The following is a 17,231-nucleotide window of genomic DNA, read 5'->3' on the forward strand; positions in this document are numbered from 1 at the left end:
CGCGTGGGCCCGGGAAGGGGCCGTGCCGTCGCCGCGCCGAGTGCCCCGGGCACCGCGCGTTACACGGACCGCCACGTACGGTCAGCGCCCCGAGTGCCGGGCGGCGGCCGTCCGGCCCGCCCCGGACAGCGCCCACGCCCACCAGTGGTCCAGCACCGACGGGGACAGCGCGTCCGCCGCCACCAGCGCCGGCCAGTCCAGGGCTCGCGCCTGCGCCGTGACCTTGGCCCCGCCCGCCACCGGGTCGACCGCGATCACCGGGGTGCCGGTCCGCAGCGCCAGCACCAGACCGTGCAGCCGGGTGGTGACCACCACGTCGCAGCGGGCGACGAGGGCGAGGAACTGCTCGGCGGTGGCGCACAGCCGCCAGTCGTCCACGGCCAGCCGGGTCTCGGCCGGCACCCGCGCACAGTCCTGGCCGGCCAGCCAGCCGGTGAGCGTGTCGTTGACCTCCGCGTGCCGTCGGCGCGCGCCGTACTCGCCCTGGCCCGAGGACAGCACCACCGCGGCCACCGGCGGCAGCGGGCCGAGCGGGGCGTCCGCCGCGAGGTCCCGGCGGGCCGGGGCCGCGGTGCCGTCCCGGGCGACGATCGTATGGAAACCGGTGGCCGCCGGGTCGGCCGGGTCGACCACCGAGACCCCGGCCGCCAGTCGTGTGCAGGACCTGAACCGTGCATGGAGGGCCGCGACTTGGCGGCCGTGCACCGGGCCGCACACGAACAGCAGCGTGTCGTAGGCGGCCGGGTCGGCCGCCTCCAGGGACAGCGCCCCGGGCCGGAAGCCGGGGCTCCACGCCGTGTCGTGGGGGATGCCGGCCCCGGTCAGCGCCGCCGACATGTGCCGCTGGGCGAGCACGTCCCCGGCCGTCGCCTCCCCGTCCCGGAAGCTGAACCAGCCGGTGAGCAGCAGTCTCCCCGGAGGCCGGCCGGGCTTGCCGAGGGTGCGCAGCACGGCCGTGGGGACGTCGTCGTGCATGGATGCCTCCACCGTGGTACCGAGGCGCCTGAGTCGCGCGAGTACCCCTGAGTCCGGAGAATAAGAATCCAACGTGTGAATCCAACTGGCAGGGGAACCCAGCTGCCAGCGCCGTCCAGCCAGTGGCGGCCCGGCAAGGCGGCCCCGGACGTCTCCGGGGCCCGGGCCCTGTCCTCTTCCTCCCCGACGGTCCGGTGACGCCGGTCCCGGTGACGCGGCACGCGCCGAACACCCGTACACCGCCCGGCCGTAGACGAGCGGTGCCTTCCACCGCGCGTTTCCGGCCGCGGGACGACGTGGACGAAGGACGACGAAGGAGAAGCCCCATGACTGGTGCCACACCGTTCTCCTGGCGGCGCGCCCTCGTGACCGGCGGTGCCGGCTTCCTCGGCTCCCACCTGTGCGAACGGCTGCTGGATTCGGGCGTCGAAGTCGACTGCGCCGACAATCTCGTCTGCGGGCGGCGCGAGAACATCGCGCACCTGGAGGCGCGGCCCGGCTTCCGGTACGTGTACTGCGACGTCAGCGCGGCCGACTGCCCCGAACGCCTCCCGGGCCCGTACGACCTGGTCCTGCACTTCGCCTGCCCCGCCTCCCCCGCCGACTACCTCCGCCTGCCCCTGGAGACCCTGGAGGTCGGCAGCACCGGCACCCGCAACGCGCTGGCCGTCGCCGAACGCGACGGCGCCCGTTTCCTGCTCGCCTCCACCTCCGAGGTGTACGGCGACCCCCAGGTCCACCCGCAGCACGAGGGCTACTGGGGCAACGTCAACCCCGTCGGGCCGCGCAGCGTGTACGACGAGTCCAAACGGTTCGCCGAGGCCCTGGTCACCGCGCACACCGGCACCCGGGGCACCAACGCCGGCATCGTGCGGCTGTTCAACACCTACGGGCCGCGGATGCGCGCCCACGACGGCCGCGCCGTGCCCACCTTCATCTGCCAGGCCCTGGCCGGCGAACCGCTCACCGTGACCGGCGACGGCAGCCAGACCCGCTCCCTGTGCTACGTCGACGACACCGTGGACGGCATCCTGCGGGTCGCCGCGAGCAGGTCCGTACGGCCGGTGAACATCGGCGGCAGCGACGAGATCACCGTCGCCGACCTGGCCCGCCGGGTGGTCGCCCTCACCGGCTCCCGCTCCCCGATCGCCTTCATCGACCGGCCCGTGGACGACCCCGGCCGGCGCCGCCCCGACACCACCCTCGCGCGCGAGCTGCTCGGCTGGTCGCCGCAGGTCCCCTGGGAGGAGGGGCTGAAGCAGACCATCGCCTACTTCACCGCCCTGCCCCCGCAACCGGTGGCGCCCGCGCGGGACCCGGCCCCGCGGCCCTGACCCCCCGCCCCTCCCCGGCCCTGGAGACAGCGCATGCACGTCCTCGGAATCAACGCACTCTTCCACGACCCCGCCGCCGCCCTGATCACCGACGGCACCGTCGTGGCGGCGGCGGAGGAGGAGCGGTTCTCCCGCCGCAAGCACGGCAAGCGGCCCGTACCCTTCTCCGCCTGGGAGCTGCCCGAGCAGTCGGCCCGCTGGTGCCTGGAGCAGGCCGGCCTCACCCCGTCCGACCTGGACGCCGTCGCCTACTCCTACGATCCCGTCCTCGCCCGCCCCGCCGAGGAGATGGGCCTGCACGACCCCTGGGACCACCTGCGCCAGGAGTACGCCCGGCAGGCCCCCGGCTTCCTCGCCGAGGCGCTGCCCGGACTCGACCCGGCCAAGGTGCGGTTCGTCCCGCACCACGTGGCGCACGCCGCCTCCGCCGGGGCCGTCTCCCCCTACCCCGACTGCGCCGTGCTCGTCCTGGACGGCCGCGGCGAGTGCGGCTCCCACCTGGCCGGCCGGTACACCAACCGCGAGCTGACCGTCCTCGCCACCCAGCAACTGCCCGACTCCCTCGGCCTGTTCTACGAGGACCTCACCCAGCACCTCGGATTCCTGCGCAGCAGCGACGAGTTCAAGGTCATGGCGCTCGCCTCCTACGGCACCCCGCGCTTCGCCGCCCGGCTGCGCAGTTACGTCCACGCCGACGACCGGGGCGGCTTCCGCGCCCGCCCGGTGCCCTGGGCCGACCTCGTCCCGCCCCGCCCGGCCGGCGGCACCTGGCACCAGGACCACGCCGACCTCGCCGCCAGCGCCCAGCTCTGCCTGGAGGAGGCCATGCTGGCGCTCGCCCGGCACCTGCGCGAACGCACCGGCGAGGACACCCTCACCCTGGCCGGCGGCGTCGCGCTGAACTGCGTCGCCAACACCCGGCTGTGGCGCGAGAGCGGCTTCACCCGCGTCTGGGTGCAGCCCGCCGCGGGCGACGCCGGCACCGCGCTCGGCGCCGCCGCGCACATCGCCGGACAGAAGGACACCCTGGAGCCGATGGAGACGGCCGCCCTGGGCCGCGGCTGGAGCGACGCCGAACTGCGAGCCTGGCTGGAGCGGGCCGCCGTACCCTACGAGGAACCCGCCGACATCGCCGAGACGGCCGCCGGGACACTGGCCGCCGACGGAATCGTGGCCTGGTTCCAGGGCCGCAGCGAGTACGGGCCGCGCGCGCTCGGGCACCGCTCGCTGCTCGCCCACCCCGGCAAGGCCGAGAACCTGGAACGGCTCAACGCGGTCAAGGGCCGCGAGGAGTTCCGGCCCGTCGCCCCCATGGTCCTCGCCGAACGCGCCGCCGAGATCTTCGACGGGCCGCTGCCCAGCCCGCACATGCTGTTCGTGCACGACGTGGCCGCCGACTGGAAGGCCCGCATCCCGGCCGTGGTGCACGTCGACGGCACCGCCCGCATCCAGACCGTCGACCGCGCCCGGGAACCCCTGGTGGCCCGGATGATCGACGGCTTCGAACGCCGCACCGGGCTGCCGGTCGTGGTCAACACCAGCCTCAACACCGCCGGACGGCCCATGGTCGACGACCCCCGGGACGCCCTGGAGTGCTTCGGCTCGGCCCCCGTGGACCTGCTGGTCCTCGGCCCGTTCGCGATCCGCCGGGGAAAGGCGTTCGCATGACCGACGCGCCCGCCTACACCGTCGTCGTCCCCACCATCGGCCGGCCCTGCCTCGCCGAGTGCCTGCGCGCGCTCGCCGAGGGCACCGCCGACCACACCCCGCACGAGGTGGTCGTGGTGGACGACCGGCCGGCGCCCGAGGGCGGCCTGCCGCTGGAGACCGCCGGACAGCTCCTGGACCGGGTACGCACCCTGCGCACCGGCGGCAAAGGCCCGGCCGCCGCCCGCAACGCCGGCTGGCGCACCGTCCGCACCCCCTGGACGGTCTTCCTGGACGACGACGTCCAGGTGCTGCCGGACTGGTCCCGACGGCTCGCCGAGGACCTGCGCGCGGCCGGCCCCGACACCGGCGGCGTCCAGGGAAGGCTGCGCGTCCCGCTCCCCGCGGACCGCCGGCCCACCGACTGGGAACGCACCACCAAGGGCCTGGAGAACGCCGCCTGGGCCACCGCCGACATGGCCTACCGCACCGAGGCGCTCAAGCGCACCGGCGGCTTCGACGAACGCTTCCCGCGCGCCTTCCGCGAGGACGCCGACCTCGCCCTGCGGGTCCGGCGGGCCGGCTGGAACCTGACCCGGGGCACCCGGATCACCCGGCACCCGGTCCGCCCCGCCCACTGGTGGGCCTCGCTGCCCGCCCAGCGCGGCAACGCCGACGACGCCCTGATGAACCGGCTGCACGGCCGGGACTGGTGGGACCGCGCCCAGGCGCCCCGCGGCCGGCTGCCCCGCCACCTGGCGGTCACCGGCGCGGCCCTCGCCGCCACCGCCTGCGCACTGGCCGGGCGGCGCCGCACCGCCACCGCCTGCGCGGCCCTGTGGACCCTCGGCACCGCCGAGTTCGCCCTGGCCCGGATCCTGCCCGGCCCGCGCACCGCCCGGGAGATCGCCGGAATGCTCGGCACCAGCGTGCTCATACCGCCGCTCGCCGTACGGCACTGGCTGCGCGGCGTCGTCCGGCACCGCAACGCCCGGCCGCTGGGGGGTGCCGGATGACCACCGTCTCCGCGATCCTGTTCGACCGCGACGGCACCCTCGTCGCGGACGTGCCCTACAACGGCGACCCGGAACGGGTCCGGCCGCTGCCCGGCGCCCGGGAGGCCGTCGCGCTTGCCCGCTCCCACGGCCTGGCCACCGCCGTGGTCAGCAACCAGTCCGGCATCGGCCGCGGACTGCTCACCACCGGACAGGTCCGGCGGGTCAACGAGCGCGCCGACGCGCTGCTGGGCGGGCTGGACCTCTGGCTGTTCTGCCCGCACACCCCCGAGGACGGCTGCCCCTGCCGCAAGCCCCGCCCCGGCCTGATCCGCGCCGCCGCCGTCCGGCTGGGCGTCCCGCCCGCCGCCTGCCTGGTCGTCGGCGACATCGCCGCCGACGTGCTGGCCGCCCGCGCCGCCGGCGCCCGGGGCGTGCTCGTGCCCAACGCGGCCACCGCCCCCGAGGAGACCCGGCGGTTCGCCGGCCACAGCGCCCCCGACGTGCTCACCGCCGTCCAAGGCGCCCTCGGCGCCGCCGCGGGGAGGGCACCGGCATGAAATCCCTCGTCGTCCGCCTGGACAGCTTCGGCGACGTGCTCCTCGCCGGGCCCGCCGTCCGCGCCGTCGCCGCCCACAGCACCCATGTCACCCTGCTGTGCGGCCCGCGCGGCGCGGACGCCGCCCGGCTGCTGCCCGGCGTGGACGAGGTCCTGGTGTGGGAGGCGCCCTGGGAGGGCTTCGACCCGCCCCCGGTGCGCCCCGCCGACATCGACGCCCTCCTCGGACGGCTGCGCGCCGGCGCCTACGACAGCGCCCTGGTCCTCACCTCCTTCCACCAGAGCCCGCTGCCCACCGCCCTGCTGCTCCGCCTCGCCGGCATCGGCCGGATCGGCGCCGACAGCACCGACCACCCCGGCCGGCTCCTCGACGTACGCCACCGGCGGCTGCCCGGCCGGCACGAGGCCGAGGCCGCCCTGGACACCGCCGCCGCCATGGGCTTCACCCCGCCCCCGAACGACGACGGCCGGCTGCGCGTCCTGCCGCCCCCCGACACCGGCGGCCTGACCGGCTACGGCCCCTACGTCGTCCTGCACCCCGGCGCCAGCGCCCCCGCCCGCGCCTGGAGCCCGCACCGCTGCGCCGAGGCGGTCACCCTGCTCGCCGACGCCGGACACCGCGTCGTCGTCACCGGCGGCCCCGGCGAACGCGACCTGACCCGGCGGGTCAGCGGCGACGTGGCCGTGGACCTCGGCGGCCGCACCTCCCCGCGCACCCTCGCCGGGGTGCTGCGCCTGGCCGACGTCGTGATCAGCGCCAACACCGGCCCCGCCCACCTCGCCGCCGCCGTCGGCACCCCGGTCGTCTCCCTGTTCGCGCCGGTCGTACCCGCCGAACGCTGGGCGCCCCACGGCGTCCCCGTCATCCTGCTCGGCGACCAGTCGGCGCCCTGCGCGGACACCCGGGCCCTGACCTGCCCGGTGCCCGGCCACCCCTGCCTGGACGAGGTCACCGGCCAGGACGTGGTGCGCGCGGTCCACAAGCTCATCCAGGAGCGGCCCTCATGAACATCCTCGTCTGGCACGTGCACGGATCCTGGCTCACCACCTTCGTCCAGGGCCCGCACACCTACCTCGTCCCGGTCACCGAGGACCGCGGACCCGACGGCCTGGGCCGCGCGAGGACCTGGGACTGGCCCGGGTCCGTCCGGGAACTCACCCCCGCCCAACTGCGGGACGCCGACATCGACCTGATGGTCCTTCAGCGGCCGCACGAGCTTGACCTGGCCCTGCGCTGGACCGGCCGCCGGCCCGGCCCGGACGTCCCCGCCGTCTACGTCGAGCACAACAGCCCCGACGCCGCACCCGAACGCCAACGCCACCCGCTGGCCGGGCAGTCGGCCGTCCCCGTCGTGCACGTGACCCACTTCAACCGGCTGATGTGGGACAACGGCCGGGCCCCCACCGAGGTCGTCGAGCACGGCGTCATCGACCCCGGCCCGCTGTGGACCGGCACCGAGCGGCGCGCCGCCGTCGTCGTCAACGAACCCGTACGCAGGGGCCGTACCACCGGCACCGACCTGCTGCCCCGGTTCGCCCGCAGCGCCCCCCTGGACGTCTTCGGCATGCGCACCGAGGGCCTCGCCGACCACCTCGGCCTGCCGCCCGGGCGCTGCCGCACCCGGGACCTGCCCCAGCGCGAGCTGCACCGGGAGATGGCCCGGTGCCGCCTGTACCTGCACCCCGTGCGCTGGACCTCGCTCGGCCTGTCCCTGCTGGAGGCCATGTTCCTCGGCATGCCCGTGGTCGCCCTCGACACCACCGAGGTCCGCGAGGCCGTCCCCGAGGGCGCCGGAGTGGTCTCGAACCGACTCGACGTACTGGAGGACGCCGTGCGGACCTTCCTCGCCGACCCCGAGCAGGCCCGCGCGACCGGCGCGGCGGCCCGGGCCGCCGCCCGCGCCCGCTACGGAGAGCGGCGCTTCCTGGACGACTGGGAGCGCCTGATCAAGGAGGTCACCCGATGAGCCGCATTCCGCACTCGGCCGGGCGCGTCGCCATGGTCTCCGAGCACGCCAGCCCGCTGGCCGCGCTCGGCGGGCCGGACGCGGGCGGCCAGAACGTGTACGTGGCACAGGTCGCCCGGCAGCTCGCGAGAAAGGGATACCGGGTCACCGTGTACACCCGGCGGGACTCGGTGGGGCTGCCGGACCGGGTGACCCTCATCGACGGCGTCCAGGTGGTGCACGTGCCCGCCGGGCCGCCCGCCCCCGTCCCCAAGGACGAACTCCTGCCCCACATGCACGAGTTCGGGGAGTTCCTGGCCCGGCAGTGGGCCGAGCGGCCGCCCCACGTGGTGCACGCCCACTTCTGGATGTCCGGGCTGGCCGCCCTGGCCGGCGCCCGCGACCTGAACATCCCCGTCGTGCAGACGTACCACGCGCTGGGCACCGTCAAGAAGCGCTACCAGGGCACCGCCGACACCAGCCCCCCGCAACGCCTCGCCGTCGAGGAGGCCATCGGGCACGAGTGCGCCCGGATCATCGCCACGTGCAGCGACGAGGTGGCCGAACTGAAGGCCATGGGCCTGCCCGAGGACCGGATCGGCGTCGTGCCCTGCGGCGTCGACCCCGAACAGTTCACCCCGGTCGCCCACACCCGCCCGCCCGGCGCCCGCAGGCGGCTGCTGGCCGTCGGCCGGCTGGTGCCCCGCAAGGGCTTCGACCGCGCCATCCGCGCCCTGGCCGGCGTCCCCGACGCCGAACTCCTCATCGCCGGCGGCCCCGAGGCCGACCTGCTGCGCACCGACCCCGAGGCCGCCCGCCTGTACGGCATCGCCCGCGAGTACGGCGTCCTGGACCGGGTCACCCTGCTCGGCGGGGTCGGCCGGGCCCGCATGCCCCGGCTGATGTCCAGCGCCGACCTGGTGCTGTCCCTGCCCCGCTACGAGCCCTTCGGCATCGTCCCGCTGGAGGCCATGGCCTGCGCCACACCCGTCGTCGCCACCGCCGTCGGCGGCCAGCTCGACACGGTCGTGGACGGCACCACCGGCCTGCTCGTCCCGGCCGACGAGGACCACGACCTCGCCGCCGCCCTGCGCGCCCTGCTCGCCGACCCCGCCCGGCTCGCCCGCTACGGAGCCGCCGGCCGCGCCCGGGTCCTCGCCCACTACACCTGGGACCGGGTCGCCGACGGCGTGGCCGGGGTGTACGGCGCCGTGTCCCCGATCCGCTCGCTCTCGGGAGTCGTCCGATGAACACCGCCACCGGCACCACGCACTGCGACGACCTCGCCAAGGCCCTGGAGGCGTTCCGCGACCACGCCCCGCTCATCGAGCGCTGGGGCACCGAACTGGCCCGGCGGCTCGGCTCGGGGGCCCGGCTGCTCGTCGCCGGCAACGGCGGCAGCGCCGCCCAGGCCCAGCACCTCACCGCCGAACTCGTCGGCCGCTACCGCGAGGACCGCCCGCCGTTCTCCGCGCTCGCCCTGCACGCCGACACCTCCTCCACCACCGCCATCGCCAACGACTACGGCGTGCAGGAGGTGTTCGCCCGCCAGACCGCCGCCCACGGCCGCCCCGGAGACGTGCTCCTGCTGCTGTCCACCAGCGGCGCCAGCGCCAACCTGCTGACCGCCGCCGAGCACGCGCACCGGCTCGGCATGACTGTGTGGGCGCTGACCGGACGGTCCCCCAACCCGCTACAACTCGGCGCGGACGACTCCCTGTGCGTCGACGCCCCCCTGGCCGCCACCGTCCAGGAACTCCACCTGGTCGCGGTGCACATGCTCTGCGAGACCTTCGACCGGGCGGTGGAGAACGGCGCGACCGGGCGCGTGGCCGCCGACGCCACACCGGGTGTCGACGGCAAACCGGGGGTGGTCGGGCGGCTCGTCGACCGGGCCCGCACCGTCGGCCGCACCACGCCAGGCGCACCCGTCGCCCCGCGGAAGGGACAGGCATGACCGGCACCCCCACGCCCCTGGTCGTCGTCGGCGACGCCCTGCTCGACCACGACCTGTGCGGCCGGGCCGAACGGCTCGCCCCGGACGCGCCGGTGCCCGTCGTGCACGGCACCCGGCGCAGCTCCCGCCCCGGCGGCGCGGCCCTCGCCGCCTGCCTCGCGGCGGCCGACGGACGCCCCGTCACCCTGGTCACCGCCCTCGGCCCCGACCCCGCCAGCGACACACTGCGCGAGCTGCTCGCGGGCCGGGTCCGGCTGGTGGAGATCCCCCTGGACGGCACCCTGAGCAGCAAGACCCGCGTCCTGGCCGGGGACCGGCCGCTGCTGCGCCTGGACGACGGCGAGGGCCGCGCCCGCGAGGCCACCGGGCAGGCGGTGGCGGCGGTCGCGGAGGCCGGGGGAGTCCTCGTCGCCGACTACGGCCGGGGCACCGCCGACGTCCTGCGGGACGCGCTGGCCCACACGGCGGCCCCCGTCGTCTGGGACCCCCACGTGCGCGGCCGGCCCCCCGTGCCCGGCGTCCGCCTCGTCACCCCCTCCGCCCAGGAGGCCCGCGCCTTCGCCCGGCGGCTGGCCGGGGACGACGAGGAGACGGCCGGCGACACGGCCGGACTGCGCACCGCCGCCCGCGACGCCCGCGCCCTGGTCCGGGCCTGGCGGGCCCAGGCCGTCGCGGTCACCCTCGGCGACCGCGGCGCCCTGCTCTCGCACGGCGAGACCCCGCTGCTGGTGCCGACCCCGGGCGCCGCCACCGGCGACCCGTGCGGCGCCGGCGACCGGTTCGCCGCCGCCGCGGCCGGACTGCTCGCCGACGGCACCCTCACCGAGGCCGCCGTGCAGGCCGCCGTGCACGCCGCCACCCGCTACGTCGCCGAGGGCGGCGCCCGCGCCGTCGCCACCCCGGACCGGCCGGAGCCGCCCGCCGAGACCCCGGCCGACGGCGACACCACCGCCGACGCCGTGCGCACCGCGGGCCGGGTCCGGGCCGCGGGCGGCACCGTCGTCGCCGCGGGCGGCTGCTTCGACCTGCTGCACGCCGGGCACGTCGCCCTGCTCCAGGCCGCCCGCCGGGCCGGCGACTGCCTGATCGTCTGCCTCAACTCCGACGACTCCGTCCGCCGCCGCAAGGGCGACGGCCGCCCGTTGGTGCCGGCCGCCGACCGGGTACGGGTGCTGCGCGCCCTGGAGTGCGTGGACGCCGTCGCCGTCTTCGACGAGGACACCCCCGAACGCATCCTCGGCGAACTCCGCCCGCACATCTGGGCCAAGGGCGGCGACTACGCGCGGACCCGGCTGCCCGAACAGCCCCTGGTGGAGAGCTGGGGCGGCCAGGTCCTGCTGCTGCCCTACCTCGACGGCCGCTCCACCACCGTCCTCGCCCGCCGGGCCGCCCTGACCCCCGCGCCGGGAGACCCCCAGTGACCCCAGCACCCGCCATCCATGCCCACCGCACGCCCGAAGGCCGGGCCCCGGCACTCCCCGCGTGCCTCGCGTCAGGCCGTCCGGGCACACCCGGCCCGTCCCGGCGCACTCACCGCCCGCCTCACGTTTCCGCCCCCGTCCCGAAAGGCCGCCCGATGACCGGCACCCGCCTTCCGCGGGCCGTGGGAGACCACCAGTGACTCCCGCGCCCGTCTTCCGTGCCCGGGTCAGGCCCACCGTGTGCCCGAGGGCCGCGTCCCTCGGTGGGCCGGGCCCCGGGGCCCCCTGCGTGCCGGCTTCCGCCCGGCCGTCCGGCGGTGCGGGCGCACCCGGCCCGCCCCGGCGCACTCACCGCCCGCCTCACGTTTCCGCCCCCGTCCCGAAAGGCCGCCCGATGACCGGCACCGGCCCTCCGCCCACCGCGGGCCGCACCGTTCCCGCGCCGCCCTTCCGCCTCCACTCCCAAGGACTCACCCGGTGACCACTGAGCAGACCCCGCGTGTCCTGGTCCTGCGTGCGCTGGGCCTGGGCGACCTGCTGGCCGGTGTGCCCGCGCTGCGCGGGATCCGCCGGGCCTTTCCCGGGCACCAGGTCGTCCTCGCCCAGCCACCGGGCCTGACCGAACTCGCCCTGGCCACCGGGGCGGTCGACACCGTGTTCCCGGCCGAGGCGCCGGGCCGCGCGGTGCCCGACCTCCGACACTGGCCGGGACCGCCCCCCGAGGTGGCCGTGGACCTGCACGGCAACGGACCCGAGAGCCGTGACGCGCTGGCCGCCCTGCGTCCGCGCCGGCTGCTCGCCCACGCCTGCCCGGACGGCCCGCCCTGGGCCGCCCACGTCAACGAACGCGACCGCTGGTGCGCCTTCCTGCGCGGCTACGGCATCCCCGCCGACCCCCGCGACCTCCGGCTGCCCCGGCCGGCCACACCTTCCCCGGCGCCCGGCGCGGTCGTCGTGCACCCCGGCGCCGCCTCCGGCTCCCGCCGCTGGCCGCCGGAGCGGTTCGCCGCCGTCGTACGCTGCCTGCGCGCCGCCGGCCACCGCGTGGTCCTCACCGGCGGCCCCGGCGAGGACACCCTGGTCCGCGAGGTCGCCGAACGCAGCGGCCGGCCCGGCACCGACGTGCTCACCGGCGGTCTGCCGCCCGGCCGGCTGTCCGCCCTCGTCGCCGGCGCCTCCCTGCTGCTCAGCGGCGACACCGGCCTCGCGCACCTCGCGGTGGCCCACGGCACCCGCTCCGTCACCCTGTTCGGCCCTGTCTCCCCCCGCCTGTGGGGGCCGCCCCCCGGCCCGGACCACCTCGCCCTGTGGAAACCCGGCCCGCCCGGCGACCCGCACGGCCACGCCCCCGACGCCCGCCTGCTGCGCATCGGCACCGGCGAGGTCGCCGCGGCCTGCCTCACCCTCCTGCGGGACACCCGCGCCCGGCACCGGCCCACCGGCCCGGAGGTGGCACATGTCCGCTGAGCACATCCCCGCCCGGGCCTGGCGGCCCACCGGCCTGCCGGACGGAAGGTGGCATATGTGCGCCACTCCAGGGGTCCGGAGCCGGCGCATGTCCGCTGAGCACACTCCGCCTCGCGTCCGCCGACCTGCCGACCCGCCGGGTGGGGGGTGGCGCATGTCCGCTGAACACATCCCCGCTCGCACCGGCCGTCCCGCCGGGCGGGAGGTGGCGCATGTCCACTGAGCACGCCCCCGCCCGCACCCGCCGGCCCACCACCTCCGGCGACCCGCGGATCACCGTCGCCGTCATCACCCGCGACCGCGCCGCCAGCCTGCTGCGCACCCTGGACGCCCTGGCCGCACTCCCGGAACGCCCGGCGGTCGTGGTCGTCGACAACTCCCGCGACGACACCACGCGCCGGGCCGTCGCCGGCCACCCCGCGATCAGCCGCCTGCTGCGCCCGGCCGGCAACACCGGCGCCCTCGGCCGCAACCTGGCCGCCCGCCACGCCCGCACCCCCTACGTCGCCTTCAGCGACGACGACTCCTGGTGGGAGCCCGGCAGCCTCACCCGCGCCGCCGACCTCCTCGACCGGCACCCGCGCCTCGGCCTGCTCGCCGCCCGCACCCTGGTCGGCGACGAGGCCGCCGAGGACCCGCTCAACGCCGTACTCGCCGCCTCCCCCCTGCCGCCCGAGCCCGACCTGCCCGGCCGTCCGGTGCTCGGCTTCCTCGGCTGCGCCTGCGTGGTCCGCAAGGAAGCCTTCCTCGGCGTCGGCGGCTACCACCCCCTGCTCTTCTTCGGCGGCGAGGAGACCCTGCTCGCCTACGACCTGGCCGCCGCCGGCTGGGGCGTGGCCTACGAACCCACCCTGTGCGCCCGCCACCACCCCGGGGACCACACCCGCACCGGCCGCTCCGCCCTCGTCCGGCGCAACCACGTCCTCACCACCTGCCTGCGCCGCCCCTGGCCGGTCGCGCTGCGCGCCGGCACCGGCCTGGCCCTCGCCGCCGCGACCGGCCGCCCCGGCGCGCCCCGCGCCCTGAAGGAGGCCGTCGTCCGGCTCCCGGCCGCGCTCGCCCGCCGCCGGCCCCTGCCCCCGCACGTCGAGCGGGCCGCCCGCCTGCTCGACCGGGAGGCGACCGGACACCCCCGGGAAGGCACCGCATCATGACCGCCCGGACCGGCCCCGACGACCGTACGACCGTCGTCGTGATCACCCACAACCGCCGCGAGGAACTGCTGCGCACCCTCGGCCTGCTGCGCCGGCTCCCCGAGCGGCCGCCCGTGATCGTCACCGACAACGCCTCCACCGACGGCACCGCCGAAGCGGTCGCCCGGGACTTCCCCGAGATGACCCTGCTGCGCCCCGGCCGCAACCTCGGCGCCATCGGCCGCAACCTGGCCGTCCAGCGGGTGCGCACGCCCTACGTCGCCTTCTGCGACGACGACACCTGGTGGGCGCCGGGCAGCCTGCGCCGCGCCGCCGACCTGCTGGACCCCCGGCCCCGGCTGGCCGCCGTCACCGCCCGGATCCTGGTCGAACCGGGCGGCACCGAGGACCCGGTCGTGCCGGAGCTGCGCGACTCCCCGCTGACCGGCCCCGACTGGCTGCCCGGACCCGCCCTCGGCTCCTTCCTGGCCGCCGCCACCGTGCTGCGCACCGAGGCCTTCCGGGCCGCCGGCGGCTTCCACCCCGGCCTGTGGCTCGGCGGCGAGGAGGAACTGCTCGCCTGCGACCTCCAGCGCCAGGGCTGGTGGCTCGCCTACGCCGGGGAACTCACCGTCCACCACCACGCCTCCCGGCTGCGCGACAGCACCGCCCGCCGCGTCCTCGGCCTGCGCAACACCCTGTGGTTCACCTGGCTGCGCCGCCCCCTGCTGCCGGCGCTGCGCCGCACCGGGCACCTGATCCGGACCGTGCCCCGGGACGCCGCCTCCGCCCGCGCCTTCGCCCACGCCACCGCCGGGCTGCCGTGGGTGCTGCGCCAGCGCGACCCCGTACCGCCGGACCTGGAACACCGGATCGCCACGCTGGAACGCGCCCGCCGCGACTCACCCGCGCGGCGGTACGTCGGCTGACCGGCCGGCGCCACGACCCGCCCGGGCCCGTCGTCGCAGCCGGCACCGGGACGCGGGCACGGTGACCCCCCGGCCGGGAAGCGGTCCGCCGGGCCTCCGCACCCACGCCACCCCGCCTCCCCGCGCTGCGCGCCCCGGAGCCCGGGACGGGGTCGCGTGCGCGGCCGGCCGGTGCCTGCCGGCCGCCGTCCCCCGCCCGGCGCGGTGGATGGCGCGCCCGGCCGCCCGCGCCTACCGTGCGAGGTGAGCCGGGGCCCGCGAGAGGCCGGGCGAGACCTCTGTGACGTCCTGTCTGGGTGATGCGATGAAACCTTCCTCCGGCCGGCCGGCCGCACCCGCTCGCCTCGTCATCGAGTCCTCCGTGGTCGAGGGGCTGCCCGCCGAGGGAGCCCTGCTGCTGCGCATGTCCGGCAGCCTGGACGCGCACGGCGCCGAGCTCTGGTCGCAGGAACTGCGCGGCCATCTGGAACAGGCCGACCGCGCCGGACTGCGCCCCGTGCTCGACATGGCCCACGTCCAGCTCGGCGGCGCCGCCGTACTGCGCACCCTCAGCGAGACGACCCGGGCCCGCACCGGACGCCCCGACCTGATCATCGTCCGCGCCCGCCCCGGGGTGCGCGAGGCGGTGCACCTGGCCCGGCTGACCGGCGTACGGCTCTACGCCACCCTGGACGAGGCGCTGCGCGAGCTGGCCCGCGCCGCCTCCCGGGTGGAGGAGCTGCCCGCCTGGCGGTCCCAGATCGCCGACCCGGTCCGGCCCTCGTACGAGGACCTGTACCAGGAGGTCCGCGCGCTGCGCGCCCGGGTGCGCACCGCCCCGGTGATCGGCATGGCCCAGGGCGTGCTCATGGTCCGCTACGGCCTGCCGGACTCCGGCGCCGCCTTCCGGGCGCTGCGCGAGGCGTCCCAGCGGTTCAACGTGCCGCTGCGCGTCCTGGTGTCGGCCGTGGTGGTGGCCCGCGCCCCGGCCGGCGAGGTGTGGTTCCCCGGCCGCCGCCCCCTGCCCGTGCCGCGGCTGCGGATCCTGGCCCGCGGCGGCCGGGACCCCCGCTACCGCCGACAGATGATCGACGCCGTCCTGCGCGAGGCGCTGGCCGTCGGCCGGGCACCCGCCGGGCACGTGCAGTGCGTGGACCCGGCGGTGAACGCCCTGACGCTGGAGACCCACCACGGCTGCGCGGAGCCGGTCCTCGACCACCTGGCGCGCGGCCGGGGCGACGGCACCGCCGACGCGGCGGCCCGCACCCTGGGCCGCCAGGTGAGCGTCCCCGACGTGGCGACGGACCCGCTGCTCGCCGACGAATGCCGGCGCGCCCTGCTGGCCGGCGGCGCCCGCGCCGTGCACAGCGTTCCGGTGCTCTCCTCGGCCGGCTCGTGCACCGGCGTGATCAGCCTGCACTGGACCGGCGCCGGCCACCGGCCCACCGCCGCGCACACCGAGGCGCTCGCCGTGCTGGCCGCGGACACCTCGGCCTGGCTGAGCTGGTACCACCGCTCGGTGCTCCTGGACGCCCTGAAAGACCTCCACCGGGCCCTGACGCGCACCGTGCGGTGACCCGGCCCGCCCCGGTGTGCGTCACCGGCGCGGGCGTGGGAACCCGGACCGGGCACGTACCCGTACCACCGGAGGGAGGCCGGCGCATGTCCAATCCGCAGCAGCCCGAACAGCGGCGCAGCGACAAGGGAGGCGCCACCCCGCAGGACAGCGGCGAGCTGAAGGCCCGCCAGCAGGCCGAGCGCGCCTCGGGCGCCCGCCCGCACGGCTCGGACAAGGGCGGCAAGGGCGGGGGAGAGGGCGGCGGAGTGCCTCCGGCACAGCGGCCGGACCACCCCTGACGGCACGCTTCCGCGCGGGCCGCGCAGCCATGGCCCACCGCCGGACGCCCCTGGGACGCTTCAGCGTCCCAGGGGCGTCCGGCTGCCACGTGTCTCAGTGGGCCCCGAGCCCGCCCCCGCCGAACGAGCCGCTGGAGCCCTTGCTCCAGCGCGGGCGGTCCTTCGACGTGCTCGGCCGGGTGTCCATGTTGGACAGGTCGTACGGGGTGAGCGGGCGTTCGCCCTTGGGGATCCGGGGTATCTCCGCGGACTCCCGGTTCTGCCGGACCTCGTGCACCGGTCCGCCCGGCGGCATCTTGGGCTGTTCCTCGGGGCGCGGGCGCGGGGATTCGCGGTACCGGACGCGGGAGGTCATCCAGAAGCCGCCGCCGAGCAGCGCGAGCACGGCCACGGCCACGACGAACAGGACAAGGCTCATCAGGCCGCTCGGCGCGGCCAGCTGCATCGATGCGATGTTCATAGAACAGGAATACCCCTCTGATAAGGGTGCAAATCCGGACAATGCGACCCAATGGTGATGGGTGTGGGCGCCGTGCGAACCGGTGACCGTACGCCCCGGGACAGTGGTTTGCGCCCGGTCGCCCCGGCTACCCGACCGGCGTGACATCGCCGACTTCCCAGCAGCTGTACCGGTTCCTAGAGGACCGTTTCACGTGTGCCCAGGCGTGCACGGAGTGCGCCCGGGCCTGTGCCGTGCGCGCGAGCCTGGTCGACCCGGACGGCAGCGAGGACCAGGAGCGCGTGCGCCGGCTGGGCATCATGTGCGCCGAGGCGTGCGACGCCACCTGCCGGGTGCTGAGCGAGGAGAACCAGCAGGACGAGGAGGGCATCCGCGCCCGGGTGGACTGGTGCCGCTCGGTCTGCCTGGAGTGCGCCCGGGCCTTCGACGGGCACCCCGGCGCCGAGTCGGCCGCGGCCAGCTGCCGGGCCTGCGCCGACGCCTGCGCGGACTTCCTGGAACTGCTCGGCTGAGCACCGTACCCCCGAGCGCGGGCCCGCGGGTGAAATCCCCGGGCCCCGCCATTCCCAATT

Annotated in this window: 17 protein-coding genes; 15 read left to right on the top strand and 2 right to left on the bottom strand. The window is 76.9% G+C overall.

Features of this window, described 5'->3' with window-relative positions; translation table 11 throughout:
• Nucleotides 1–81: 81 nt before the first annotated feature.
• A complete protein-coding gene (locus tag ACSURM_RS32995; RefSeq protein ID WP_436959503.1) occupies nucleotides 82–975 on the bottom strand; it encodes a polysaccharide pyruvyl transferase family protein in 894 nt (297 codons plus the stop codon).
• A gap of 326 nt (nucleotides 976–1,301) precedes the next feature.
• Here ACSURM_RS32995 and ACSURM_RS33000 point away from each other — a divergent pair, with 326 nt between their 5' ends.
• The 14 genes from ACSURM_RS33000 (at nucleotide 1,302) to ACSURM_RS33065 (ending at nucleotide 16,199) form a co-directional block, all read left to right on the top strand.
• Nucleotides 1,302–2,309 carry an NAD-dependent epimerase/dehydratase family protein gene (locus tag ACSURM_RS33000; protein WP_436959505.1) on the top strand — a complete coding sequence of 336 codons (1,008 nt, stop codon included), beginning with the start codon at nucleotides 1,302–1,304 and terminating at the stop codon, nucleotides 2,307–2,309.
• A 33-nt stretch (nucleotides 2,310–2,342) separates the two neighbouring features.
• Nucleotides 2,343–3,977: a carbamoyltransferase family protein gene (locus ACSURM_RS33005; protein ID WP_436959507.1), complete on the top strand. Its 1,635-nt coding sequence runs from the start codon at nucleotides 2,343–2,345 to the stop codon at nucleotides 3,975–3,977.
• Nucleotides 3,974–4,972 carry a glycosyltransferase family 2 protein gene (locus ACSURM_RS33010; RefSeq protein WP_436959509.1) on the top strand — a complete coding sequence of 333 codons (999 nt, stop codon included), beginning with the start codon at nucleotides 3,974–3,976 and terminating at the stop codon, nucleotides 4,970–4,972. The genes ACSURM_RS33005 and ACSURM_RS33010 overlap by 4 nt, the downstream gene beginning before the upstream one ends.
• Entirely contained in the window at nucleotides 4,969–5,511 is a 543-nt protein-coding gene (locus ACSURM_RS33015; protein ID WP_436959510.1) for a D-glycero-alpha-D-manno-heptose-1,7-bisphosphate 7-phosphatase, read from the top strand. The genes ACSURM_RS33010 and ACSURM_RS33015 overlap by 4 nt, the downstream gene beginning before the upstream one ends.
• The gene (locus ACSURM_RS33020; protein WP_436959512.1) at nucleotides 5,508–6,518 is read left to right on the top strand and encodes a glycosyltransferase family 9 protein; all 1,011 of its coding nucleotides are present in this window, start codon (nucleotides 5,508–5,510) and stop codon (nucleotides 6,516–6,518) included. Before ACSURM_RS33015 ends, ACSURM_RS33020 begins: the two co-directional genes overlap by 4 nt.
• A complete protein-coding gene (locus ACSURM_RS33025) occupies nucleotides 6,515–7,477 on the top strand; it encodes a glycosyltransferase (RefSeq protein WP_436959514.1) in 963 nt (320 codons plus the stop codon). Before ACSURM_RS33020 ends, ACSURM_RS33025 begins: the two co-directional genes overlap by 4 nt.
• Entirely contained in the window at nucleotides 7,474–8,706 is a 1,233-nt protein-coding gene (locus ACSURM_RS33030; protein ID WP_436959516.1) for a glycosyltransferase, read from the top strand. The genes ACSURM_RS33025 and ACSURM_RS33030 overlap by 4 nt, the downstream gene beginning before the upstream one ends.
• Entirely contained in the window at nucleotides 8,703–9,413 is a 711-nt protein-coding gene (locus ACSURM_RS33035) for a D-sedoheptulose-7-phosphate isomerase (protein ID WP_436959518.1), read from the top strand. The genes ACSURM_RS33030 and ACSURM_RS33035 overlap by 4 nt, the downstream gene beginning before the upstream one ends.
• Nucleotides 9,410–10,834: a PfkB family carbohydrate kinase gene (locus tag ACSURM_RS33040; RefSeq protein WP_436959520.1), complete on the top strand. Its 1,425-nt coding sequence runs from the start codon at nucleotides 9,410–9,412 to the stop codon at nucleotides 10,832–10,834. Before ACSURM_RS33035 ends, ACSURM_RS33040 begins: the two co-directional genes overlap by 4 nt.
• A gap of 477 nt (nucleotides 10,835–11,311) precedes the next feature.
• Nucleotides 11,312–12,301 (top strand): glycosyltransferase family 9 protein, encoded by a 990-nt coding sequence (locus tag ACSURM_RS33045; protein WP_436959522.1) that lies wholly within the window; start codon nucleotides 11,312–11,314, stop codon nucleotides 12,299–12,301.
• Nucleotides 12,302–12,513: 212 nt separating this feature from the next.
• Nucleotides 12,514–13,455: a glycosyltransferase family 2 protein gene (locus ACSURM_RS33050; protein ID WP_436959524.1), complete on the top strand. Its 942-nt coding sequence runs from the start codon at nucleotides 12,514–12,516 to the stop codon at nucleotides 13,453–13,455.
• A complete protein-coding gene (locus ACSURM_RS33055) occupies nucleotides 13,452–14,363 on the top strand; it encodes a glycosyltransferase family 2 protein (RefSeq protein WP_436959525.1) in 912 nt (303 codons plus the stop codon). Before ACSURM_RS33050 ends, ACSURM_RS33055 begins: the two co-directional genes overlap by 4 nt.
• A 304-nt stretch (nucleotides 14,364–14,667) precedes the next feature.
• A complete protein-coding gene (locus ACSURM_RS33060) occupies nucleotides 14,668–15,918 on the top strand; it encodes an ANTAR domain-containing protein (protein ID WP_436959527.1) in 1,251 nt (416 codons plus the stop codon).
• Between the two features lie 86 nt (nucleotides 15,919–16,004).
• Nucleotides 16,005–16,199 carry a hypothetical protein gene (locus ACSURM_RS33065; RefSeq protein WP_436959529.1) on the top strand — a complete coding sequence of 65 codons (195 nt, stop codon included), beginning with the start codon at nucleotides 16,005–16,007 and terminating at the stop codon, nucleotides 16,197–16,199.
• Nucleotides 16,200–16,293: 94 nt separating this feature from the next.
• Here ACSURM_RS33065 and ACSURM_RS33070 read toward each other — a convergent pair whose 3' ends face one another.
• The gene (locus ACSURM_RS33070; protein ID WP_436959531.1) at nucleotides 16,294–16,659 is read right to left on the bottom strand and encodes a DUF6479 family protein; all 366 of its coding nucleotides are present in this window, start codon (nucleotides 16,657–16,659) and stop codon (nucleotides 16,294–16,296) included.
• Nucleotides 16,660–16,799: 140 nt separating this feature from the next.
• Between ACSURM_RS33070 and ACSURM_RS33075 the strand changes: the two genes are divergently transcribed.
• Nucleotides 16,800–17,171, top strand: coding sequence for a ferredoxin (locus ACSURM_RS33075; protein ID WP_030783980.1), 372 nt, complete (start codon nucleotides 16,800–16,802; stop codon nucleotides 17,169–17,171).
• Nucleotides 17,172–17,231 lie beyond the last annotated feature (60 nt).

Origin of the sequence: Streptomyces sp. SudanB182_2057 (assembly GCF_964272715.1) — a bacterium.
Taxonomy (GTDB): domain Bacteria; phylum Actinomycetota; class Actinomycetes; order Streptomycetales; family Streptomycetaceae; genus Streptomyces; species Streptomyces rubradiris.